Below are 23,132 nucleotides of genomic sequence, written 5' to 3' on the forward strand. Positions count from 1 at the left end.
GCATTAATATCATCCTCTCTACTAAATTGATATAAGAATTGTATCGTAATACTAATAGCAGTCACGTTTCAAGCTAAAACCATTACCCATACTATTCATATTAATATTTTTAAGATGCGTTCCTATCATCACCCAATAGCTTTCTATCCTCTTATTTTCCTAACATAGTACTCACAAAAATACCTTCATCTGCTATGTATTCAGTCTATTTTTTAATAGGTGTCAAATACTTTCCTTCTACAACCATATTGTTAAAATTACTGTTATCAGAATAAACAATGTAAGAATAAGCTTGTTGCTCATGAGAAATCTTAAAATAGTCTTGTTTTAACACCATGCCATAGCTTTTACCATCTTTTTTTAACGAGCAAAAATAATCATCAGTTATACCTTCGGTACGTGACAAACTTCTATGATTTACTATAATCTTGTCACCGACAGCAAATTTTACATGTATATCTTTACCATCTTGGATATCTGTACCTGTAATAGGCTTTACTAAAGTAGCTACCGCATTAAAAGGATATTCATTTACCAATTTTACAGTAAATATAGTAGCTAACCTCTCATTGTCACTAGCATTAAAAGTTCTATGGATATTATTTGTAATATTATTAAAAGTAACGTTGTTTGCATTAAGAATACACTTCGTTCCTACTTCCAGCTTTCTATCTGCACCCGTATAATCTGCATATTGCGTTTGTTTTGCTATTACTTCATTTTTAGTTTCTCTATTTAATTTGTTCAACATACCTTGTTCAAAACTAACTTTGCTTTTAGAAACATCTGTCAGATGTAGTTTAGTACCAATATGCTGGTAAATAACATCAACAGGACTTCCCTTAGGAATATTTTTCGTTTTATAATAGTCTTCCTCTACCTTTTCTCCTTCCATATTTATATCAACATAAGCGAATTGATTAACAGAAACAGGATACTGAAAATCAAACAAATAATATCCTTTTTTATCTTTACCATCAGCTCTTTTTATTACAACATTAACTATATTTGTGTTATTATCAAGCGCCAATGCGTTTTTATCAAGATAATATTCCGTTTTTCCATCAACTGTGCAAATATATTCCCAATCTGCATTATTATCAATATTATCAAAACTCTGCAATTGAGTTAAAAATACTTTGTTCTCTGCAGCATTAATAACTCTCATAGTATTAAATGAATTTATACAACCTATAATTAAAAAGATAGAAAAAATTATTCCTACAATTGCATGTATCCATTTTTTGTATTTTTCTTCTAATGCTATTAATGTATCAATCCCATTACCATCGCTCGGGAAAAATACGGGTATCTCTACTTTATCCTGTGGTTCCAGCAATCCATTAAAATTAGTTTGTATATGCAAAGCGTCACTAACAACATCAACAGCTATAATTTCAGCAACTGCTCTCCCTATCCCCCAATTACCGTTTCTTGTATTTTTATTTATGTTACTGACTGCCTTATACATAAGAAAACCAGGTATAATCTTATTAATAATCCAAGCATTTAAATTCCATATCACTTTAAGCCAAAAAATAGGAGCTGCTAAAAACATAATACACATAGGTATCAAAAATATATTTAATTTATAGCCAGCATAATTTACGATTAAATAAATCCCTATATTAATAGCAAAGAAAACAGTTGCATAAAAGAACGACTTATAAAAAACTATATTGGTTTCATATATGTCATCCCAAATTTTAATTTTTATATCACGGTAATTATCGCAATAAGCCCAAAGTCCAAAAGTTAGTACAATCCATACGATAATATCAAAAAAATTATTCACTAATGCTCCAAATGGACTATGCCAAAAATCAAAACTGGTTAATCCTGAGATAAAGCTAATTCCCATAAAAAGTAAGAGCATGAAACCAACGGAAATTTTTCTATAATAAAAGAGTTCTTTAAGCATGATAATACCTCGCAATCATCACCATGAATATAAGCTTCAATTTATCAAACCTATTAATTTGATTTGCCTAATTACTTTAATTCGTAATCTTATAAAATTTAGGAGAACCAATAACACTTTTCAGAATGAGACTTTCACCTATGAATACTCCGCTTAGTATGCGAAGATGATGCTATGTCATTATAATGTGGGACACACAGCGATTAGCGTTCGAAAAGCCAATATCTATTTGATGAATTACCAAATTTCATGACTCTTCCCTCCTAATCAACTTAAGCTCAGTACGGTCAATAGTCAAATTGCCTCCACATTCATTTCGCCATGTTTTATGAAAAGAACCATTAAAGTATATCCTAGCTCTACAATCTGCGTTACATACAAAACCGAAACGCTCTCCGATGTATACTTCTAATACCCATTTTACCCCCCCCACTACACAATAGCGTTTTTCCAAAGTACTTGTCTTTTATTTCACAAAGCATCGCCATATAGGGGTATCTCTTATCAATCCTCTTTTATATCATTATAAAACTTCCATCATACTCTTAATTTTAACCAAATTGACATACATCTGACACATGTGACAACTTTTGTGACAGGCTTTTTGCATATTCAAGACTTTATTATTGTCACAAATTCATCTATAATATATATATTGACGATGAACTATTTTTAGGGAGGGTTTTGCTTATGACATTATTTGCAGATACGCTCAAAAAGTATCTAGAAACCAAAAATACAACAATTTACACTATCTCAAAAATTAGTGGTGTAGATAGAACAATGATACAGCACATGAAGGTTGGTAAGCGTATGCCTGCGAATGTTGCAGACGTAACTGCTATTGCCAAAGCCATGATGCTCAACCCCAGTGAAACAGCAGAATTACTGCGCGCCTATCATATATCACATATGGGAGAAGAAAACTTTTTCCGTCGTGAGCACGTCAGCAAAATCATCTCCGGTTTTTACGATATGAATTCTGCCGACGAGCTTGTGATTCCCACAGGCGTACAGGATATGCTCGATATGCAGGAACAATTAAAAACTATCAACGGTCAGGCTAATATCAATCGCATTTTGAAGGCGCTTTTGGAAATTGAAGCCAATAAAAAATCAGGCCACATCAAACTCATGGTGCAGCCTGAATATCAGTATGTTTTCGATTGTCTTACTTCCATTGATTTTAACCGCAACAATACGCTTGTGGAAGCAATTATCGTTTTTGATAAAAACGAAGGACATAAAGGCACAACCTACAATCTGAATATCCTGCAAAAGCTTGTGCCAATTTTATTCCAATGTGAAGTTTTCCATCCTTACTATGTTTATGATAATGTTGATACACTGTTCAACAACACCAGCATGCTGCCGTTCAAGATTATCACCAGTGATTTCATGCTGGCAGTGTCCTATGAACAGGATAAGGCTGTGCTTTGCAATTCGCAGGATATGGTAGCACTCACCGGTAACACCTTTCAAAAAAGCCTCAGTGTTGCCAATCCTATCTGCCACACCTTCCATCCTACTCCGGAGGAATATTTGCAATCTACCTTCCTCAGCGATGAGGAAATAAACGCTGAAGAAGTGCATGAGCTTTTCTACCAGCCTTGCTTCCCCAGCTTCTGCCCGGAAAGTATCCTCATGGATAGATTGAACACTGACATTATCCCGCCAGAAATGCAGGGAGTTATTGCCGATTACTTTGCTAAAATCCGCTCAAAATACAGCTCTCACAGTATTTCCTTTACGCTTGAAGGCTTAAACCTCTTTATGGAAACAGGACGCGTAACAGAAATCCCTGATTTCATGTACACCTACCTGACGCCGCCGCAGCGCCTGGAGCTTTTAAAGAATATTATCAACAGCGTTGATGATGGCACCTTCACGCCAAGGATTGTGCGTAGCGAAAAGCTCTCCGTACCTTCTCCCATCTGCATTTGCGCGCCAAGCGAACAAAATATTATTATATATTACTTCAGTCACAATAAAGGACAGTATATCTTCCATCTGCAGGAATTGAGCTTGGTGCATGCATTCCATGATTTTCTAGTTTACCTGCCGGAAAGCAGCATGGTTTATTCTGAAGAGGAAAGTAAAGAGCTTCTGCATTCTGTCTACGAGAAATACAATAATCTTTATAATTGATAAGTAACATCAAAGAAGTTGAGGCAACCCAACTTCGACAAATTAAAGAATCGCTAGAGTTAAGTATTTTTTAATTTTTTGCACTAAAAAACCAGTGGAAATTTACCTGACGGTAAAGCTCCACTGGTTTTTCTTTTAAGGTTAGGTTTTATCCCAACCTCGTTTGCTATCTACTCTTAAATTTTACATTTCCGAGAATTGGTCCTTGCCTACGCCGCAAAGAGGGCAAACCCACTCTTCCGGTACATCTTCCCAGGCAGTGCCTGCTGCAACTCCGTTATCGGGATCGCCAACCTCAGGATCATACACATAACCACAAACGTCACATACCCATTTTGCCATAAGCTTCGTCCTCCTCTTGCCATAGCCTGCGCTTTTAAGAAAAGCTAAGCGCGAGCTACATAATAATTATTATTTTTGACCTATAATTATTATAGCATAGTATGCGAGGATATTCTGCAAAATAGCTGTGAACCTTTTACTGCAGCGCCTGCTGCTTTTCCGGCAAATCCAAACGGAAGAAATCGTACAGCGTCTGCGCCGCCGCATGGTTCATGCCCTCTACCGCAGCCAGCTCTTCGACGCTGGCTGCCCGCATAGCGTCCAGCGTTTTGAAGGCCTTCCACAGCTCCTGGCGACGCTTGGGGCCGATGCCCTCCACATGGTCGAGCACGGAAACAAGATTACGCTTACCGCGCAGCTTGCGGTGGTAGGTAATAGCAAAGCGGTGCGCCTCGTCGCGGATGCGCTGGATGAGGTGCAGCGCAGCGCCATCGCGGTCCAGCATGATGCTTTCGCTTTGGTGCGGCTTAAAGATTTCCTCCTCGCGCTTGGCCAGACCTACTACCGGCAAATCATCAAGGCCCAAGCCGCGGATAACCTCCAGCGCCGAGCTCAGCTGACCCTTGCCGCCGTCGATAACCACCAGGCTAGGCAAATCCTCATAATCCCGGTAACGGCGGTAGACAACCTCCTGCATGGATTTGAAATCATCAGGCTTGCCTTCTGCCGAAACGATTTTATACCTGCGGTAGTCTTTTTTACTGCTGGTGCCGTTGCGGAACACAACCATGGAGGCAACGGTTTCGCTGCCCTGCGTATGGCTGATATCGAAGCAGTCCATGCGCTCTAAAGGATGCTCCAAGCCCAAGGCCTGCTGCAGCTCTTCGGCTGCCTGCAGGTCATTTTTCAGCGATAGGCTGCCCTTACGCAAGCGTTCGTTCAGCAGCTTGACGGCATTTTCATTTGCCAGCTTCAGCAAATCCTTTTTCACGCCGCGCTGTGGCAGCAGCAGCTCCACCCGTCGCTGCGCCTTGTCCGCCAGCCACGTTTCAATAAGCTGTTTTTCTTCCTCCTCGGGCAAATACGGCAGCACCACTTCCTTGGGAATAAAGGTTGCCTCGTTATAATACTGCTTAACGAAGGCTGTCATAACCTCCTGTGGCGAATCGCCGCCGTCGGGCATAAAGAAGTTATCTCTGCCGATGAGCTTGCCCTTGCGCACGAAGAACAACTGCACGCACAGTCCCGTCATATCCTGCCCCAGGCCGAAGATATCCATATCACCGCCGTTATTGGTAACAGCCTTCTGCGCTTCATTCAAACGTGCCACAGCCTGCAGCTGGTCGCGCAGTCTGGCAGCCTCCTCAAAGGCATAATTATCCGCTGCCTCCTGCATCTGCTGCTTCAAATCGCGCTCCAGCTCCGTCGTGCGTCCGTCCAGCACCATGCAGACGGATTTAATCATCTTATGATAATCCGCCTTGCTGATGTAACCGGCGCAGGGCGCAAGGCAGCGCTTAATATGGTAGTTCAGACATGGTCGGTCCGGATTCATTTTGCGGCAGGTGCGCAGAGGGAACATGCTGCGCAACAGCTTTACCGTGGCATGCATAGCGCCGGCGTCAGCGTACGGTCCGTAATAACGTGCGCCGTCACGCAGATGTCTGCGCGTAACATATAAACGCGGAAAATCCTCCTGCAGCGTAACCTTAAGATAGGGATAGGTTTTGTCATCCTTCAGGCTGATGTTGTAACGCGGGCGATATTTTTTGATCAAATTACACTCTAAAATCAGCGCTTCTACCTCGCTGGAGGTAACAATCGTTTCAATCTCCGCTATTTTCGCCACCATCGCCTTTACCTTCGGCGTATGGCTGGCCAGATTACGGAAATAGCTGCGCACACGGTTTTTCAGCACAACGGCCTTGCCGACATAGATAACCTTGCCGGAGGCATCATGCATCAGGTAAACGCCAGGCTTTTCCGGCAGCACTGCCAGAGCATTTTTTATATTATCGCTAAAGCCTGCGGCTAATTCTGTCATACGTACCACCCGTTCTTTTTCGCCTTAGCCAGCTCCTGCTTTATGTACTGTCCGGTGTAGGATTTTTTGACCTTCGCTACCTCCTCCGGCGTACCACTGGCCACCAAGGTACCGCCCTTGTCGCCGCCCTCGGGACCGAGGTCGATAATGTAATCCGCCACCTTGATAACGTCCAGATTATGCTCGATGACGATAACGCTGTCACCGCCTTCTACAAGACGCTGCAGCACATCCAGCAGCTTGTGGACATCCGCAATATGCAGGCCTGTCGTAGGCTCGTCCAGGATATACACAGTGCGTCCAGTACTGCGGCGCGAAAGCTCCGTTGCCAGTTTAACGCGCTGCGCTTCGCCGCCGCTTAGCGTCGTCGCTGCCTGTCCCAGATGAATGTAGCCAAGGCCTACATCCTCCAGCACTGCCAGCTTGCGGTAAATGCGCGGCTGGTTCTTGAAGAACTCGCAGGCCTCGCTTACCGTCATATCAAGAACCTCCGCGATGGATTTGCCCTTGTAATGCACCTCCAGCGTATCGCGGTTGTAGCGTGCACCGTGGCAAACCTCGCAGGGAACGTAAACGTCCGGCAGGAAGTTCATTTCTATCTTATTCATACCATCGCCCTTGCAGGCCTCGCAGCGTCCTCCCTTCACGTTAAAGCTGAAGCGTCCTGCCTTATAGCCTCGCAGCTTGGCCTCGTTGGTCTGGCTGAAGAGCTCACGGATAAAATCAAAGACGCCGGTATAGGTTGCGGGATTGGAGCGCGGTGTGCGTCCGATTGGGGACTGGTCGATGTTAATGACCTTATCCGTATATTCTATGCCCTCGATGCTGTCATGCTCGGAAGCACGCAAGCGTGCACCGTTGAGCTTGGCAGCCAGGGAGTTGTAGAGAATATCATTTATCAATGTGGATTTGCCGCTGCCGCTCACGCCTGTTACCACGGTAAAGACTCCGAGCGGAATGCTGACATCAATATTTTTGAGATTGTTGGCGCGGGCACCGTGAATCGTCAGCATCCTGCCATCGCACTCGCGGCGATGCTTGGGAACCGGGATAAATTTGCGGCCGCTAAGATAGGTACCGGTAACGGATGCAGGCACCTGCTTAATTTCTTCCACCGTACCCTGTGCCACTACTTCACCGCCATGCTCGCCTGCTCCCGGACCGATGTCGATAATCTGGTCGGCAGCATACATCGTTTCCTCGTCATGCTCAACGACAATCAGCGTATTACCCAAATCACGCAGATGCTTGAGCGTTTCCAGCAGCTTGCCGTTGTCGCGCTGGTGCAGGCCGATGCTAGGTTCGTCGAGGATATACAGCACGCCTGTCAGACCGCTGCCTATCTGCGTTGCCAGACGTATGCGCTGCGCTTCGCCGCCACTGAGCGTACCGGCGCTTCTGTCGAGCGTCAGGTAATCAAGGCCTACGTCATTGAGGAACTGCAGGCGTGCCATAATCTCCTTCAGCACCTGATGCGCAATTATTTGCTGCTTCGGCGTCAGCACAAGCTTTGTAAAGAACTGCAGGCAGTCGCGCACCGTCAGTGCCGTAACCTCGCAGATATTTTTACCGCCGATAAGAATTGCCAGAGCCTCCGGCTTCAAGCGGCTGCCATGGCAGGCCGCGCAGGGAGTGCTCGTCATAAACTCCTCCAGGTCCTGACGCATAGCATCGCTGAAGGCTTCACGGTAACGACGGCGCAGCACGTTCAAAATGCCGTCATAGGTTGTGTTGTGCTCCTTGACCTCGCCCTGCAGGTTTTCGTACAGAAACTTAAACTTGCTCTCACCGGCACCGTCCCACAAAAGCTGCTGCATCTCGGGCGAAAGCTCATTCCATTTGGTGTCATAGCTATAGCCATAGGCAGCAAGAACTGCGCCCAACTGCTTCATGAAATAGGAATTCAGATTATTGCTGAAGCAGGCAATGCATCTTTCTGCAAAGCTTTTATCACCGTCAGGCACAATCAAAGCCTTGTCAAACTCCATATGCATGCCAAGACCGGTGCAGTCCGGGCAGGCACCGAAGGGATTATTAAAGGAAAACAGGCGCGGTTCAATTGCCGGCAGGCTGATGCCGCAGTCATTGCAGGCAAAGTGCTCGCTGAAAAGCTGCGTTTCCGTTGTTTCACCCAGCGTTGCCACCTCTGCAAAGCCGTCTGCCAGCTTCAGTGCCGTTTCTACGGAATCCGTCAGGCGCTGCCTGATGCCATCGCGCACCGCCAAGCGGTCGATGACCACCGAAAGGCTGTGCTTTTTATTTTTCTCCAGGCGGATATACTCATCCAGTGTGCGCACCTCACCGTCGATGAACATACGCACATAGCCTGCACGCCGCATATCGTCGAGCACACGCATATGCTCACCCTTGCGCCCCCGCACCAGCGGTGCCATCACCATAAAACGGCTTCCCTGCGGCAGCTCCAGCACCTTGTCGACTATCTGCTGCACGCTCTGCTGCTCGATGAGCTTGCCGCATTTAGGGCAGTGCGGTTCACCTGCGCGTGCGAACAAAAGACGCAGGTAATCGTATATTTCCGTTACCGTACCTACGGTAGAACGCGGATTGCGGCTCGTGGTCTTCTGGTCGATGGAAATTGCCGGGCTCAGGCCTTCGATGTAGTCCACATCAGGCTTGTCCATCTGTCCCAAGAACTGGCGGGCGTAGGCCGAAAGGGATTCCACATAGCGGCGCTGGCCTTCGGCGTAAATCGTATCAAAGGCCAGGCTGCTTTTGCCGCTGCCGCTGAGGCCTGTGATAACTACCATTTTATTGCGCGGTATTTCTACCGTTATATTTTTCAGGTTGTGCTGTCGCGCACCCTTTACAATTAAAAATTCTTGCATATGTTTTACCTCTGTTAAATCATGAACGAAGCTTCTAAAGCTGTTGATATCGATAGTATGTTTATATTATAGCACACTGCTAGGATAAACGCAGTAAAATAAAAACCACCTCAGCCTCAAGCCAAGGTGGTTGCAGTACTCAGATATTATTTTACTTCTTCATAAAGCGCGCGCACGCAGACATCTGCCAGCGCACCGATGCTGGAAACGCTGCGCTCCTGCGGCAGTCCGGATGCATCATAGCCAAGCGGCAGCTCGGTGCAGGCGGTCATTACAGGGATATCACGCTCAGCCCACAGCTCCTCTACCAGCTCCTTCATAATAGCGCCAGCCTTTGCCAGCTGGTTAGCCTTAACGCAGTTGATAACCTCCTGAGATTTATCGCTCTGCTCCTCATTCGGAATGTACAGAGTCAGTCCGCGCTTTTCGGCATATTTCTGGTACAGTCCGCAAGCACGTGTGCCTTTGGTGGACAGCATCCAGGCACCCTTTTCCGGAGAAAGCTCCTTGGCAGCCTTTACGGTTTCGTCAACGATATGCAGCAGCGGCACCGGCAGCTCGTCAGCGAACTGGTCGATAAAGAAGTGTGCGGTATTGCAGGGAACAGCAAGCACATCTGCACCCATATCGCACAGCTGCAGCAAATCAGCCTTCAGCTTCGGCAGCGGTGATTCCCCCTTGCCGAAAATTGCTGTGCCGCGGTCCGGGATATCGCAGTCACCGATCATATATACAACAGGATGCTCCTGGTCGCAGCTTGCCGGGCATCTCATAGTAAACTGACGCAGAAACTCTGCAGCAGCGGCAGGGCCAAGGCCACCGACAACACCTAATTTTTTACCATTCTTCTTCATTTTCATTTCGCTCATATATACCTCTTCTTTCCTGTTTAGCATTACCTGTGGAATTAATAAATTTCTTATAATTTTAGCACACCAGCCTATTATTTGCAAATATTGCCAGACTATAGCCATATGCAAAAAACCGTTGCTGGCCACCCCGCAAGGCGACAAGCAACGGCTAACTTTTTAATTATTATTTACTAAGCCAGGAACGTACACTGGAAGAAGCTCTTGTCTCTTCCTTATTAACCTGTACCTGTTCAGGTGCATAAAGCAGCAAATCATCGTTAATTTTTTTCACATCGGCATTTACTATGTAGCTTACGCCGTTCAGATAATCAAAAATGCGATATCTGAGCGCTTCGTCAACTGCATCAAAGCATACCATAATAGCACTGCCGTTCATCAGAGAATCTGCATACTCACGCACATCCGCAAAGGATTTAGGCGTACGCACCATAATATTCAAATGGCCGGATTTCAGCAGACGCGGACGGGTATATACCTCCTGCTGCTCTTCCTGTCCATCTGACCAAAAGAATTTCATTGCTGTATTTTTTAAACCCATGGCCATCAGCCTCCAAACCAAAACAGTTATTTAGACTATTATTCGCTGCCTATAGGCAAAAGTCCTGCTTAGTAATATTAATTGTAGCAGATTTTTAACAAATTGTCAAAAATTATGCCTGAACATTCTTCATACGGCCACGCATCTTACCGCGCTCCAGACGGTCCAGAACCTTCTTACGCATACGGATGCTCTTCGGAGTAACCTCAACCAGCTCATCGTCATTGATGTGCTCCAGAGCCTGCTCCAGAGAGAAGGTCTGAGGCGGAATCAGACGGATAGCGTCGTCACTGCCGGAAGCACGCATGTTGCTGACATGTTTCTTCTTGCAGGGGTTAACATCCATGTCGTCCTCACGGCTGTTTTCGCCAACCAGCTGGCCTTCGTAAATCTTTTCAGCAGGAACAACGAACATGGTGCCGCGCTCCTGAGCGTTGCCGATACCATAGGAAGTGGTTTCGCCGGTTTCAAATGCAACCAGGCTACCACGGGTACGGCCGGGGATTTCACCCTTATATTCTTCATAACCGGCAAATACGTGGTTCATAATGCCGTTACCTTTAGTATCAGTGAGGAACTGGTTACGGAAGCCGATCAGGCCGCGAGCAGGAATCTTGAATTCCATACGCAGATAGCCTGCCATTTCGGTCATGTTCTGCAGCTCAGCCTTGCGCAGGCCCAGGCCTTCCATAACAGCGCCCATGAAGTCCTGCGGTACATCGATAGTCAATGCTTCCATAGGCTCCATCAGCTTGCCGTTTTCATCGCGGTGCATAATAACCTTAGGTTTACCAACCTGCAGCTCAAAGCCTTCACGACGCATGGTTTCAATCAAAATGGACAGATGCAGCTCGCCACGGCCGGCAACCTCATAAGCATCCGGGCTTTCGGTTTCGGTAACACGCATGGAAACGTTGGTTTTAACCTCTTTGAACAGACGGTCACGCAGATGACGGCTGGTAACAAATTCACCTTCACGGCCGGCAAACGGACTGTTGTTAACGTAGAAAATCATAGACAGGGTAGGTTCGTCAATCTTGATGCCCTTAAGAGCTTCCGGATTTTCGCTGTCAGCGATGGTGTCGCCGATGTTAGCGTCCTGCAGACCGATCAGAGCAACGATATCACCTGCTTCAACCTCAGGCACTTCTACACGCTTCAGGCCCTGGTAGGTGTACAGACGGCCGATTTTGCCGTTACGGTTGCCTGCTTCGTCCATCAGAATGATGTTTTCGCCGTTGTGGATGGTACCACGAACTACACGGCCTACAACAATACGGCCTACATAATCATCATAGTCCAGGGTGTTAACCAGCATCTGCAGCGGTGCATTAACGTCAACATCCGGAGCAGGAATGTTTTCCAGAATTACTTTGAACAAAGGCTCCAGAGAATTGCTTTCCTCGTCCATGGACAGTTTGGCAATACCGTTACGGGCGGAAGCCAGAACAACCGGGAACTCCAGCTGATCTTCATCTGCATCCAGCTCAATGAACAGGTCCAGAACCTCGTCAATAACTTCATCAACACGTTGGTCGGGGCGGTCAATCTTGTTGATTACAACAATCGGCTTCAGGTGCTGCTCCAATGCTTTACGCAGTACGTATTTGGTCTGCGGCATCGGACCTTCATAAGCATCAACCAGCAGCAGTACGCCGTCAACCATGGTCAGCACGCGTTCAACCTCGCCGCCGAAGTCAGCATGGCCCGGGGTGTCCAGAATGTTGATTTTTACGCCGTTGTGCATTACAGCGGTGTTTTTAGACAGAATGGTGATACCACGTTCACGCTCCAATGCGTTGGAGTCCATAACGCGTTCTTCCACGCGCTCGTTAGCACGGAAAACGCCGCTTTGCTTCAGCATAGCATCAACCAGGGTAGTTTTGCCATGGTCAACGTGAGCAATAATTGCTATATTACGAATATCATTTCTAATCATTATTCCTTTTCTCTCCTTCATAAAAGACAAGAAAAAGGATGCTTGTCAAGTGCATCCTTTCACAGTATTACTAAACTATTTTATTATATGCTTTTTTGGGGTTACTGTCAATAAATTTGTCCTGTAAGTTACAGAAAAGCTGGTAAGGTGCAGGGCAAAGGGGTTAGCGGCAAAGCCTTGCATAAACTGTTTGCTAATAAAGTAGTATCTTGCTAAACGCAGGCACAAAAAAGCCTGAGAGCTGAACTCTCAGGCTACATTTGCTATGGCAGGGGCACTAGGACTCGAACCCAGATCGACGGTTTTGGAGACCGTTGCTCTACCATTGAACTATGCCCCTATGGAGCGGAAAACGAGATTCGAACTCGCGACCCCCTCCTTGGCAAGGAGGTGCTCTACCACTGAGCTATTTCCGCATTGGCGACCCGGATGGGACTCGAACCCACGACCTCCGCCGTGACAGGGCGGCATTCTAACCAACTGAACCACCGGGCCAATGTCAGTGTGTCTGACAGTTATATATATTACCATACGTTTAACGTTTTGGCAAGTGTTTTTTGCAAAAAATTTTAGAAAAGCTTTTTCAGCTGCCAAAGCAGGGCTTTTAAGCAAAAAAGTGTTGGCAGTCTTAACCTGAATCAGGTCAAAACCCCAACACTTATTTTAGAGAATCAACTATGCTTAGTATTCAGCTAACTTTGCAGCAGCTTCCGGGCAGCCTTTGGCAGCAGCCAGCTCGAAGTAGGTCTTGGAGCAGATTTTGTGGCCCATTGCCAGATATTGCTCGCCCAGCTTGTACATGTCTTGTGCGTATTCGATGTCCTTCAGCTTTGCAGCAGCCTTCGGGCAACCTTTGGCAGCAGCTAATTCAAAGTAGGTCTTGGAGCAGATTTTGTGGCCCATGCCCAGGTATTGTTCGCCAAGCTTGTACATGTCTTCTGCATATTCCATGTCCTTCAGCTTAGCAGCAGCCTTCGGGCAGCCTTTGGCAGCAGCCAGCTCAAAGTAGGTCTTGGAGCAGATGCAATGGCCCATTGCCAGATAATGCTCGCCAAGGTCGTACATGTCTTGTGCATATTCCATGTCCTTCAGCTGTGCGATTGCTTCTTCAGAGCCTTTGGCAGCAGCCAGCTCCAGATAGGTTTTGCCGCTGATGCAGTGGCCCATACCCAGATATTGTTTAGCAAGCATCAGGCAACCTGCAACGTATTCTTTTTCTTTAGCTTCGGCAGCAGCGATTTCCTCATCGGTAACGCCGGCTTTTTCTTTGAACCATGCCATAATAGCATCCATATCTTCAGCCTTGTGCAGCACGCTTCTGAATTTATAGTCAATCACCTTGGTAGTATACAGGTACTCAACACCAAGATCCAAGTCAAAATAATCCAATCCGAAAAATGTCAGAATACCATCAATAACAACCTCTGCATTAGCAGGATCCTTCGCCAGCTTAGCAATTTGTAAATACTTTTCAGCAACAGTCGTCATTTAAAAAACCTCTCTTTTTCATTCTTTTGTAAGAATAATCAATTATTAGTTCCTTAGGAACCAATATAATCATATCACGATTGAAATTAATTATCAACTATTATATGGGAAATAGTGGGAGAAAGAGGGTGAAGGCGTTTTGCCGGCACTGTGCGCTGCGCAGGAAACACCCACGGCAAGCGTTGCGCTAATTTTTTGATAACTTTAATTTTGTTTTCAAATACTTTTTATATATTAAATATAAGTGCTGTAATGCGCATAATATAGGCGGATTTGCAGAAAGTGCTTGTCAAATTCTGTTCGATGTGTTATAGTAAATTTATTACAGGAGGCAAACGGTTTGCCAAAATGCTGTAAGGCTTGCGCCAGGCGCGTTTTGCTTTTGACGGAGGCGTAAATGTACCGCTCTTGTGAGCATTTTTGCTGTTTTTGCTATGAACAGCGTTTTGATTTTCCATTGTAGGGCTTTAAGCCCGCTCTGTGAGCCGTGTGCGAGCCACAGGGTTGAAGGCCAGATTACCGCTTGCGGTTTTGTAACTTGAGTACTGCAAACAGTACTTTTACAGTACGGTAGGTTGAAGGCCAGATTACCGCTTGCGGTTTTGTAACTTAACCCAAGAATTGTGGTTTAATCCGCAGATGACTTGTTGAAGGCCAGATTACCGCTTGCGGTATATGTTGAGAAGAGGCTCCCCTTGGGGGGAGCTGTCACCCGTCAGGGTGACTGAGAGGGGTTTGCTGTCTTTACTCTTGCTATTATTCCCCCTCTCCGTCATCGCTTCGCGATTCCACCTCTCCTCTAGGAGAGGCTTTTTTGTTGCTTGCGGTATAGTACGAAAAAAGACCTGAAATCCCTATTCTTGCGGACCTCAGGTCTTTTCGTTTGCGTAAAAATATATTGTGTTAGATAAAAATTAGGCGTTCTACCGCAGTTCGGTAGAACGCCTTGAGTATTTTTTACTTTATCATATAATCGCTGCAATATTCCTCGATGAGCTCCTCCAGCTGCCTGATATCCATCTCCGAATACTTTTCGGCTATCTGCATCAGATACTTCACATCCAGCAGGATACCCTAAATATATTCGCACTCCTTGTCCTGCCATCACCCTTGTTTTCCTTCCACAATGCTACAGCTTCGCCTACATGCTCCCCTGCCCATTCGTTTTTCTCAAATGGCATGAAAAAGGCGTTGTAGATGACGCTGTCCAGATTTAGGAAAAAGGGACAAGGAATATTCAAAACATTAAAACGCCTTCGGGATCATATGACATTTTAGTTCCAAAATGTTCTATTTTCGTATTATATTTAGCACCCAAATTGTAAAAACGCAGGCTATCCTTGTTTAAATCAGCTATTTTCAATAGTTCATTTTGTAAAAGAACATAGTCATGTGGTTCTACCAGGCATTCAAATACAGAATTCTGCACTCTTTGCCCATATTTTAAACACATTTTGGCAATCTTATTAAGTCTTCTCCTGCCAGCCGCATCCTGTGTATTAACATCATAGGTTACCAATATCAGCATTCTATTTTCCTCACTTCCATAAATAACTTGGATATTCATCAATATCGCCACGTATATATCTGGCTAGAAGCTGTGCTTGAACAAAAGGTATTAAGCCCCATGGTATTTTCTCTTGCAAAAATGGATGCATAATTATATCTTGCTTGCGCTTCTGCCATGCTTCCAAAAATATTTTGCGTCCGTCGTCCGTCAAAAGCACACTACCGTTTTCTTGATTATTGAATGACTTTTCATTAATCACACGATTGTTAATCAATGTAAGCACAAACCTGTCTGCTGTAATGCTGCGAAATTCTTCCATCAAATCAAGAGCTAATGACAAACGCCCCGGTCTGTCACGATGCAGAAACCCAATATATGGATCCAGCCCGGCTCCTTCAAGTGCTGCAGCACAATCATTAGCCAAAATAGTATATGCAAAGGATAATAAAGCATTTACAGGATCAGTCGGAGGCCTTTTATTTCTGTTTTTAAACCTAAAATAAACCTTATTTTGCAATACAAGCTCGTTAAACTGAGCAAAATATAAGCTGGCAGCATCTCCCTCTAAACCTCGCAGAACAGCTAAATCTGTACATTTTCTTGACAACCTAGTCAAACGCATAATTTCGCGACTTGCTTGTTCTAAATTAGCTACATCAACAGTCAAAGCATGGTCTCGCTTCGCCCGTTCTAAAACACTGTGTGAGTTATAAAGCTTTCCAACAATAAAATTCCTCGCTATTTTACAGCTAAGCTCTTCTGAATCGGAAATTCTATACTGTTCTTTACGTAACAACACATTACTATTATGGTTCCCCATTGCTCTCGCTAAAAATCTTCCGCTAGGTTTATAAAAGCATACGGCTATACCATATTCAGCACACTTTCCCAATAATGCAGGACTCGCTCCCATATAACCAAAATATAAAATTTGCTCAAACATCCGCAATGGTAATTTTTTTACTACTGTACCTTCCCTATTTATTACAACATTCTCATTATCCAGCGACAAATAAATATCTTCACTTGTCACAAATAAAGTATTCATTAAGTGTCTCATAATGCATCCTCATTTAAAAATTTTGCATAATAATCTGCTACATCTGTTTTCTTACATATAATTGGTAAGCAAATATCTTTTAAAGAGCATAAGCTACAGCCTTTTTTCGGTTTAACATTAGGCGTATACCCTTGTTTATAATAGTTATGCATTTCGCGCAGCATAGCTTCAACAGTTTCACGCATAGAAATAGTAAAATCAATTTCTTCCCGCCGATGTGTTTCATTATAAAACAAAGCTCCCTTAGGTATTTTCACATGCAGCATTTCTTCCAAACACATAGCTTGACAACATAATTGCAATCTGTCCGCATCAATCAGCTTGCTCTTTCCACGCTTATACTCTATGGGGTAGGGTTGCCAAATTCCTTCGCGTCCATATAGCGTGCAGCCATTTTCAGACTGTGTAAACTCTACAACATCACATTGTCCCGAAACGCCTAACTTTCTTGAAAAAACGTTCAAGGAACGTGTAATTAGCAAATTGCCACGTTTTTCTATAATGCTTTCATCATGGCAACGTTCATGTACTATGTTACCTTCAATTGTTCTTACATTTTCCTGCCATTGATTCTCTATATGAATCAATGCCCATTGTCTGCGACAAAAACAAAAATGCTGAATTCCAGAAAGCTGTAAGAATTCGTCTTCGCAATACTCCATAAGAGTTCCCCTTTCCCTTTAGGCTCATCAGAATACGCCATTTACATTTACATTTACAAAACCGAAAATCAAACTGTGTTCAGGATTTCAATCCACGCTCCCTCACGGGAGCGACGGCGCGGGACCTGCCTGGTATAACCGGTATTATCGATTTCAATCCACGCTCCCTCACGGGAGCGACAGTGGCAGCGGAAATGCATGTGTGAGAGTGCCAATTTCAATCCACGCTCCCTCACGGGAGCGACTGCGTTCCTCGGTGAGCAGGCTGTACTTAACAAGATTTCAATCCACGCTCCCTCACGGGAGCGACCCATAGCAATAGTTGTTGTCTTTGTGCTTTCCATATTTCAATCCACGCTCCCTCACGGGAGCGACCGACTGAGTATCGCAGATACCCTGTATACGCAAGATTTCAATCCACGCTCCCTCACGGGAGCGACCTAATGTTGCTCGTGAAAATGCTAAGTTAGCGGCTATTTCAATCCACGCTCCCTCACGGGAGCGACTCTAATTCTATTGCTCAGACTAAAGCCCTTGTTGAATTTCAATCCACTCTCCCTCACGGGAGCGACCAACACGAGTTATAATAGACTCAAGAAATCAAGATTTCAATCCATGCTCCCTCACGGGAGCGACTGTCAGTGCAATACTCTTCCCGTCGTCGGCTATGCATTTCAATCCACGCTCCCTCACGGGAGCGACTCGACCGCATGAGCGCTATCATGTGTGAACCGATAATTTCAATCCACGCTCCCTCACGGGAGCGACCTTCAAAATTTTTTGCAGTAGAAGCATTAAGAAATTTCAATCCACGCTCCCTCACGGGAGCGACCTGCAAATTAACAAGGTCATCCTGCATAGCAAGCATTTCAATCCACGCTCCCTCACGGGAGCGACCCGTTTGGTATAGTATATACAAGCAAAATAAGGCCATTTCAATCCACGCTCCCTCACGGGAGCGACCATTAATTAAACCGATAACATAACCAAATTCGCTATTTCAATCCACGCTCCCTCACGGGAGCGACTAAATTTTTTTACCTTTATCAAGCAACTTGGAAAAATTTCAATCCACGCTCCCTCACGGGAGCGACACAACGTGAAGAAGAGGAAGAGAATAAGAAGTCTATTTCAATCCACGCTCCCTCACGGGAGCGACAATGCCTGTATGTATGATGCTCTTGGTATAACTCCGATTTCAATCCACGCTCCCTCACGGGAGCGACAGCGAGAGAGGCAGCACAACGTAATATTATAAATTATTTCAATCCACGCTCCCTCACGGGAGCGACAGGGGGAGCAATGTGATGGACAGATATGTTGTTATTTCAATCCACGCTCCCTCACGGGAGCGACTATCATGCGTGGCTACATTTTGCTACATTTTTTTGAATTTCAATCCACGCTCCCTCACGGGAGCGACAGAGAGGAGGTTATATAATAATGTATGATAATGATATTTCAATCCACGCTCCCTCACGGGAGCGACAAATTGATAAGTTAGCACAGCAATTAGAAATAGCTATTTCAATCCACGCTCCCTCACGGGAGCGACCACACTACATGTCAATACATTACACAACAAAAAACATTTCAATCCACGCTCCCTCACGGGAGCGACATCGGGGGGGCACTTTCTTCCATGTCCAAATCAGGATTTCAATCCACGCTCCCTCACGGGAGCGACCACACTTTGCTCTTTTTGCCTAAACTCGGGCATACAATTTCAATCCACGCTCCCTCACGGGAGCGACTTAACAGCTTTAATAATATTATAGGAGGTGTTACATTTCAATCCACGCTCCCTCACGGGAGCGACGCATCCGGAGCATTATTACCTGCGCAGCGGACGCGTTACATTTCAATCCACGCTCCCTCACGGGAGCGACTTGACGAATCTTCACCAAAAGAAGAAGAAGTTTCAATTTCAATCCACGCTCCCTCACGGGAGCGACTTGGAAGCTAAACGCTATTGGAAACTTTGCAAGATTTCAATCCACGCTCCCTCACGGGAGCGACGGCAATTAAAAAGACAATTCTTTAAAAAGGAGGTATTTCAATCCACGCTCCCTCACGGGAGCGACAGCATCAAAACAAATTACTTCTCTATTCATTTAAATCAAGCATTTTTTGCGAACTAGCTCAACTCAAATACTCAAAAATTTATTTTGATGTGAGAAAACTTATAGTTTCCCATTCTAGCTTAAGTTGCGAACCTAAGCTAAATTTTATGTTTCATATAACTTCGCACCATGAACCTAAATTACACAAACGCTAATTGCTCACATAAGAAATCACCTTAAATCATACGTGTACAGCTTACACCTTCAGGGAGTTTATTTTCTGCAACTTCAACTTCATAATCATTATAGCTTCTAGCAGCAATAACTCCTTCCTTACGCTTAACACTCACAGTATCAAACAACTTATATGCAGGAGCATTACCCAATTCCGTGGCATGCTTAAATACTATAAGCTCACGTACAGCCATATTGCCACGAGCAGCAGAATGATCGTATTCAAACATATTGATAATTGCCTGCCACAACAAAGCCAAATCATCTTCACTAAATCCAGTTACTTTACGTGCAAGATTTGCAGAAATATAACCATCTACACGGTATAATGCGTAAGGAACAATATATTTACGGCCCATTTCTGTGCTCTTATTTTCTGCATCCTTTTTAGTTGTAATAGCAACTCTGGTAATTGTAACTTCTTGTGTCACAATCGGATCAATACTACGAGCAAAGCCCAACTGCACAGGACCGCGAACCTGACCACAATTCAAAGCAGCCTTTACGAATGTAGTCATAACAGCACCAAAAGTACGAATATCAAAGAAATTATTGCACATAAATTGGCAAATTTTCTTATCAATTTCAGGATCATCTTTTTTTAATTCCTTAATTTTCTTTTCATCAGTGTCAAACGCAATATATGCAGTATTATCGCTTTCATTCAGAGGCACACCATCTTTAATATAGATTTTGTAGCCTTCTTTATCTTCGCACATCGTCTCGACACAATTTCTGATTTTGCGTTTCAGGCAAACATCAGTAACAATGCCATAACCAGTTTCAGGATCAATACGCGGCATGTTGCCTGCATCCGGGTCACCATTCGGATTACCGTTTTCTACGTCGAACAAAATTGTAAACTCATATCTGTTTTTGATTACTTCAGCCATTTATTTTTCCTCCTTTTTCTCGTAGCGTTTTTGCACTTGATGATAATATCCGAGAACAAATTCACCTTGTTCCGGTAAGCTTAAACGAGCTGGCATCGCATTGTCTGCAACGTCAAGTTTATTCATAAGTTCACCAATTAACTTTTCAAAATAGATTACAGTACCTTTTTGTGATGAAATTTTCTTCAAATGCGTATTGGCAAGCTTAGTCAACAGTGGAAAAGTCATGCTAGGATTAGCACAAGCAGAATTAAAGTAGCGATCCTTTATAGTACTATTAATACCAGGATTAGCTTTTTCCTGCAAGTCCTCAAGTACCGCAAACAATCTTCCTAACACATAAGGTACTTTTTTACATTCTTCATTCAAAGCCACAGTAACAACCTCCTCATTATATTTGTAATTTCTTATCAAACAAGCTTTAATGATTGCCGCCTTAATTCTACTGATTTTAGTAATATTTTTATCAGGATTATCCTGATCAGCCTTTGCTCGTAAGATTGTACTCTGATACAACGCTTCAGGATATTTTTTGCCGCTTAAAATACTACGTAAAACAGCACCTGTCAACAACGGTGTAGCTGCTTTATCTTTGGAATTTTTATTAGCAGTTTCCTGCAGAATCTGCCATAATGGTATACTTACTCTGTTATCAAAGCCCGGTTTGATAATTTCAAATTCGCGAAAATATTTTTCGTAATTCTTAATAAAATCACCAAATGTATTGGTAAAGAAAAACCGTACTGAAATTCTTGCAGCATTAGGCGACAATCCTAAAATATAAAACTTGTTATCCGGCTTAACCGTAAAATCACTAATTTCAAACGTATTACCGACTCGAACTTTTTCGAAAAAGCTCTTGATATCATCGTCTTTGATAATCTCATTGGCACTGCTAATAAGATCAGCAAAAACATCTTCATTATCTTCATCTGCTTCTTCTGCCCAAAACACAACAGTCATATCACCAATACGTAGATAATTTCTGTCGTTCGACAATAAAGTATTCAACGCTGTTGTATAAGCAAAAGCAGCATACTCACTGACCGGTGCATTGTCGCCCTGCTTATGCTCGTATGATTCATAAGCAGGAGCATTGAACGCTACCAAAGCTGCGCCAGAAGACTGTGCTCCATACAACCCTTTAATACTAGGATGCAAACGAGCTACAGGAGCAGTCTTGCCTGTAACTAAACAAATTCCTTTAGCTACATCCGTAGCTTGCTGGCTTTTATAAGAATCCCACGCCCGTTTGATTTCTTCATCCTGTTCTACACTTTCGCCATCAACCTTAAACATCAAGTTAGCGGAACCCAGTAAATCTTCCATATAAGGCTGCAAAAGCATATTTTCTTGTGCTAATTCTGGTTGCCAAGTTGCGAAAAATGCTTTTAGTGCCATTGCTTTTTCACCAACAGCATCTGCTAATATTTCCTGACATTTTTGTGCCATTGCCTCAAAGCATTGCTTACTACGCTCAGTTTTACCACTGGCATCTATACCCAAAACATATTTTGCGTTATCCCATAAAAACTGTGCAGAAACTCCTGCAGTACGTTTAGTTGCTTCCGGCAGCAATATGTTCTGTGGCAATTCGACTGTTTTCTTGCCTTTTTGCACAGAAATTTTCAAAGAAAGAAGGTTTAGTAACCTTCCCTGTTTATCAATATTCAGCGCATAAGATATTTTGGCATTTCCCCAACCTGGTTTAGCCACCTTTCCTTTAGCAGCTAAAGCCTCATAATAATCTACTAATGCTTGCAGTATCATTTGTATACCTCACATTGCGTAAGATCTATTACGCCATTGACAAATACAGCTCTAAAAAACATAGGCTTAATGCTGTTTAAATCGCTATAATCCATGTCATACAGCATCAATCCTAAATCACGATTTTCAGCAATCGTAGGCACATTGTTAAAATCGTACATACGATAATTCACCGGAAATTCTCTACAACCAAAGTATGGTGTATGGTAACATTGGCCTTTAGTAATGCGTCGTTTGATTATATCCTGAAACTTACCAGGATTATCGCCTGCATTAGCTTTATCCGTCATTTCAAAATGCGCTTCGATAACATAATGCACATCCTTGAGCACCATTGACGCACGCTGCTGAATTTCATCTTTGGTATTAAGATATAAATCTTTACCATCAGCTCCGTTAATCACACTTCTTGCCTTGCTGCCACTAGCTTTTGCTTTAACCTCATTACGCCTAATGTTAGTAAAACGAATAGGACTAAGCAGATAGATTTTATCGATTCGCCAGCACATACCTGGATGCCAATATATGCTTTCCAAAATACCACGTGCAGCCGATGGAGTAATTACATCATAAGACATTCTTTCGACAGAAAGTTCAGGTCTGCTAAACAATGCATAATCACCCCAAACCTCTAATTTAATGCTCACGTTATCACCGCCTTTTATATATTCATTGTTGATTTACTTTAATTATATATCTAGATCTATCCTTTGTCAAGGATACCACAATAGTCTTGCATATATTTTTCTTCTCTGATATTATACATATGTCATGAAATTCTCATGTGGATAGAAATATTGTCGATTTACTTTTATAGTAAAACAAATAGAGACGGGTACCTCCGTCTCTATTTGTTTTTAAA

Annotated in this window: 15 protein-coding genes, 3 tRNA genes and 1 CRISPR repeat array; of the genes, 1 reads left to right on the forward strand and 17 read right to left on the reverse strand. The window is 43.8% G+C overall.

The genetic code is table 11. From position 1 onward, the window contains the following. Window positions 1-205 precede the first annotated feature (205 nt). Window positions 206-1,921: a hypothetical protein gene (locus RDW05_RS05505; protein ID WP_307978136.1), complete on the reverse strand. Its 1,716-nt coding sequence runs from the start codon at window positions 1,919-1,921 to the stop codon at window positions 206-208. Between the two features lie 690 nt (window positions 1,922-2,611). On the opposite strand from RDW05_RS05505, the gene RDW05_RS05510 reads away from it, so the two are divergent. Then, window positions 2,612-4,069: a hypothetical protein gene (locus RDW05_RS05510; RefSeq protein WP_307978137.1), complete on the forward strand. Its 1,458-nt coding sequence runs from the start codon at window positions 2,612-2,614 to the stop codon at window positions 4,067-4,069. A gap of 183 nt (window positions 4,070-4,252) precedes the next feature. Here the strand turns inward: RDW05_RS05510 and rd are convergent, their stop codons facing one another. The 16 genes from rd to cas5c all read right to left on the reverse strand — a co-directional run bounded on the left by rd (window position 4,253) and on the right by cas5c (window position 22,917). Continuing rightward, window positions 4,253-4,411 (reverse strand): rubredoxin, encoded by a 159-nt coding sequence (rd, locus tag RDW05_RS05515; protein WP_009146201.1) that lies wholly within the window; start codon window positions 4,409-4,411, stop codon window positions 4,253-4,255. Between the two features lie 136 nt (window positions 4,412-4,547). Beyond that, window positions 4,548-6,395: an excinuclease ABC subunit UvrC gene (gene uvrC / locus RDW05_RS05520; protein ID WP_307978138.1), complete on the reverse strand. Its 1,848-nt coding sequence runs from the start codon at window positions 6,393-6,395 to the stop codon at window positions 4,548-4,550. After that, window positions 6,392-9,241 carry an excinuclease ABC subunit UvrA gene (uvrA, locus tag RDW05_RS05525; protein ID WP_307978139.1) on the reverse strand — a complete coding sequence of 950 codons (2,850 nt, stop codon included), beginning with the start codon at window positions 9,239-9,241 and terminating at the stop codon, window positions 6,392-6,394. The genes uvrC and uvrA overlap by 4 nt, the downstream gene beginning before the upstream one ends. 146 nt (window positions 9,242-9,387) lie before the next feature. Continuing rightward, complete coding sequence (locus RDW05_RS05530) at window positions 9,388-10,110, reverse strand: amino acid racemase (protein WP_307978140.1); 723 nt, start codon at window positions 10,108-10,110, stop codon at window positions 9,388-9,390. 166 nt (window positions 10,111-10,276) lie between these two features. Further along, window positions 10,277-10,651, reverse strand: a complete 375-nt coding sequence (sepF, locus tag RDW05_RS05535; protein ID WP_021720754.1) for a cell division protein SepF — start codon at window positions 10,649-10,651, stop codon at window positions 10,277-10,279. Window positions 10,652-10,763: 112 nt separating this feature from the next. Further along, complete coding sequence (typA, locus tag RDW05_RS05540; protein WP_040565367.1) at window positions 10,764-12,590, reverse strand: translational GTPase TypA; 1,827 nt, start codon at window positions 12,588-12,590, stop codon at window positions 10,764-10,766. Window positions 12,591-12,856: 266 nt separating this feature from the next. After that, window positions 12,857-12,930: transfer RNA gene (locus tag RDW05_RS05545), tRNA-Trp, on the reverse strand. A gap of 1 nt (window position 12,931) precedes the next feature. Next, a tRNA-Gly gene (locus RDW05_RS05550) sits at window positions 12,932-13,006 on the reverse strand. Between the two features lie 2 nt (window positions 13,007-13,008). Further along, window positions 13,009-13,085 (reverse strand) — tRNA-Asp (locus tag RDW05_RS05555). Between the two features lie 186 nt (window positions 13,086-13,271). Continuing rightward, window positions 13,272-14,078, reverse strand: coding sequence for a hypothetical protein (locus RDW05_RS05560; protein ID WP_307978141.1), 807 nt, complete (start codon window positions 14,076-14,078; stop codon window positions 13,272-13,274). Window positions 14,079-15,315: 1,237 nt separating this feature from the next. Then, window positions 15,316-15,606, reverse strand: coding sequence for a CRISPR-associated endonuclease Cas2 (gene cas2 / locus RDW05_RS05565; protein WP_293847684.1), 291 nt, complete (start codon window positions 15,604-15,606; stop codon window positions 15,316-15,318). Between the two features lie 10 nt (window positions 15,607-15,616). Next, window positions 15,617-16,648, reverse strand: coding sequence for a type I-C CRISPR-associated endonuclease Cas1c (cas1c, locus tag RDW05_RS05570; protein ID WP_374111013.1), 1,032 nt, complete (start codon window positions 16,646-16,648; stop codon window positions 15,617-15,619). After that, window positions 16,645-17,310 (reverse strand): CRISPR-associated protein Cas4, encoded by a 666-nt coding sequence (gene cas4, locus RDW05_RS05575; protein WP_307978143.1) that lies wholly within the window; start codon window positions 17,308-17,310, stop codon window positions 16,645-16,647. Before cas4 ends, cas1c begins: the two co-directional genes overlap by 4 nt. An 84-nt stretch (window positions 17,311-17,394) precedes the next feature. Continuing rightward, window positions 17,395-19,394: direct repeats of the CRISPR family, unit length 31 nt; unit sequence ATTTCAATCCACGCTCCCTCACGGGAGCGAC. 215 nt (window positions 19,395-19,609) lie between these two features. Beyond that, window positions 19,610-20,500, reverse strand: coding sequence for a type I-C CRISPR-associated protein Cas7/Csd2 (gene cas7c, locus RDW05_RS05580; protein WP_307978144.1), 891 nt, complete (start codon window positions 20,498-20,500; stop codon window positions 19,610-19,612). Continuing rightward, window positions 20,501-22,270 (reverse strand): type I-C CRISPR-associated protein Cas8c/Csd1, encoded by a 1,770-nt coding sequence (gene cas8c, locus RDW05_RS05585; protein ID WP_307978145.1) that lies wholly within the window; start codon window positions 22,268-22,270, stop codon window positions 20,501-20,503. After that, window positions 22,267-22,917, reverse strand: a complete 651-nt coding sequence (gene cas5c, locus RDW05_RS05590; protein ID WP_304134997.1) for a type I-C CRISPR-associated protein Cas5c — start codon at window positions 22,915-22,917, stop codon at window positions 22,267-22,269. The genes cas8c and cas5c overlap by 4 nt, the downstream gene beginning before the upstream one ends. Between the last annotated feature and the right edge of the window lie 215 nt (window positions 22,918-23,132).

Source organism: uncultured Phascolarctobacterium sp., assembly GCF_902463975.1.
In the GTDB taxonomy this organism is placed as follows: domain Bacteria; phylum Bacillota; class Negativicutes; order Acidaminococcales; family Acidaminococcaceae; genus Phascolarctobacterium_A.

Bases quoted from the DNA above. Each gene is read 5' to 3' on its own strand.
- RDW05_RS05505 (WP_307978136.1), bottom strand. From the start codon at position 1,921: ATGCTTAAAGAACTCTTTTATTATAGAAAAATTTCCGTTGGTTTCATG.
- RDW05_RS05510 (WP_307978137.1), top strand. From the start codon at position 2,612: ATGACATTATTTGCAGATACGCTCAAAAAGTATCTAGAAACCAAAAAT.
- rd (WP_009146201.1), bottom strand. From the start codon at position 4,411: ATGGCAAAATGGGTATGTGACGTTTGTGGTTATGTGTATGATCCTGAG.
- uvrC (WP_307978138.1), bottom strand. From the start codon at position 6,395: ATGACAGAATTAGCCGCAGGCTTTAGCGATAATATAAAAAATGCTCTG.
- uvrA (WP_307978139.1), bottom strand. From the start codon at position 9,241: ATGCAAGAATTTTTAATTGTAAAGGGTGCGCGACAGCACAACCTGAAA.
- RDW05_RS05530 (WP_307978140.1), bottom strand. From the start codon at position 10,110: ATGAGCGAAATGAAAATGAAGAAGAATGGTAAAAAATTAGGTGTTGTC.
- sepF (WP_021720754.1), bottom strand. From the start codon at position 10,651: ATGGGTTTAAAAAATACAGCAATGAAATTCTTTTGGTCAGATGGACAG.
- typA (WP_040565367.1), bottom strand. From the start codon at position 12,590: ATGATTAGAAATGATATTCGTAATATAGCAATTATTGCTCACGTTGAC.
- RDW05_RS05560 (WP_307978141.1), bottom strand. From the start codon at position 14,078: ATGACGACTGTTGCTGAAAAGTATTTACAAATTGCTAAGCTGGCGAAG.
- cas2 (WP_293847684.1), bottom strand. From the start codon at position 15,606: ATGCTGATATTGGTAACCTATGATGTTAATACACAGGATGCGGCTGGC.
- cas1c (WP_374111013.1), bottom strand. From the start codon at position 16,648: ATGAGACACTTAATGAATACTTTATTTGTGACAAGTGAAGATATTTAT.
- cas4 (WP_307978143.1), bottom strand. From the start codon at position 17,310: ATGGAGTATTGCGAAGACGAATTCTTACAGCTTTCTGGAATTCAGCAT.
- cas7c (WP_307978144.1), bottom strand. From the start codon at position 20,500: ATGGCTGAAGTAATCAAAAACAGATATGAGTTTACAATTTTGTTCGAC.
- cas8c (WP_307978145.1), bottom strand. From the start codon at position 22,270: ATGATACTGCAAGCATTAGTAGATTATTATGAGGCTTTAGCTGCTAAA.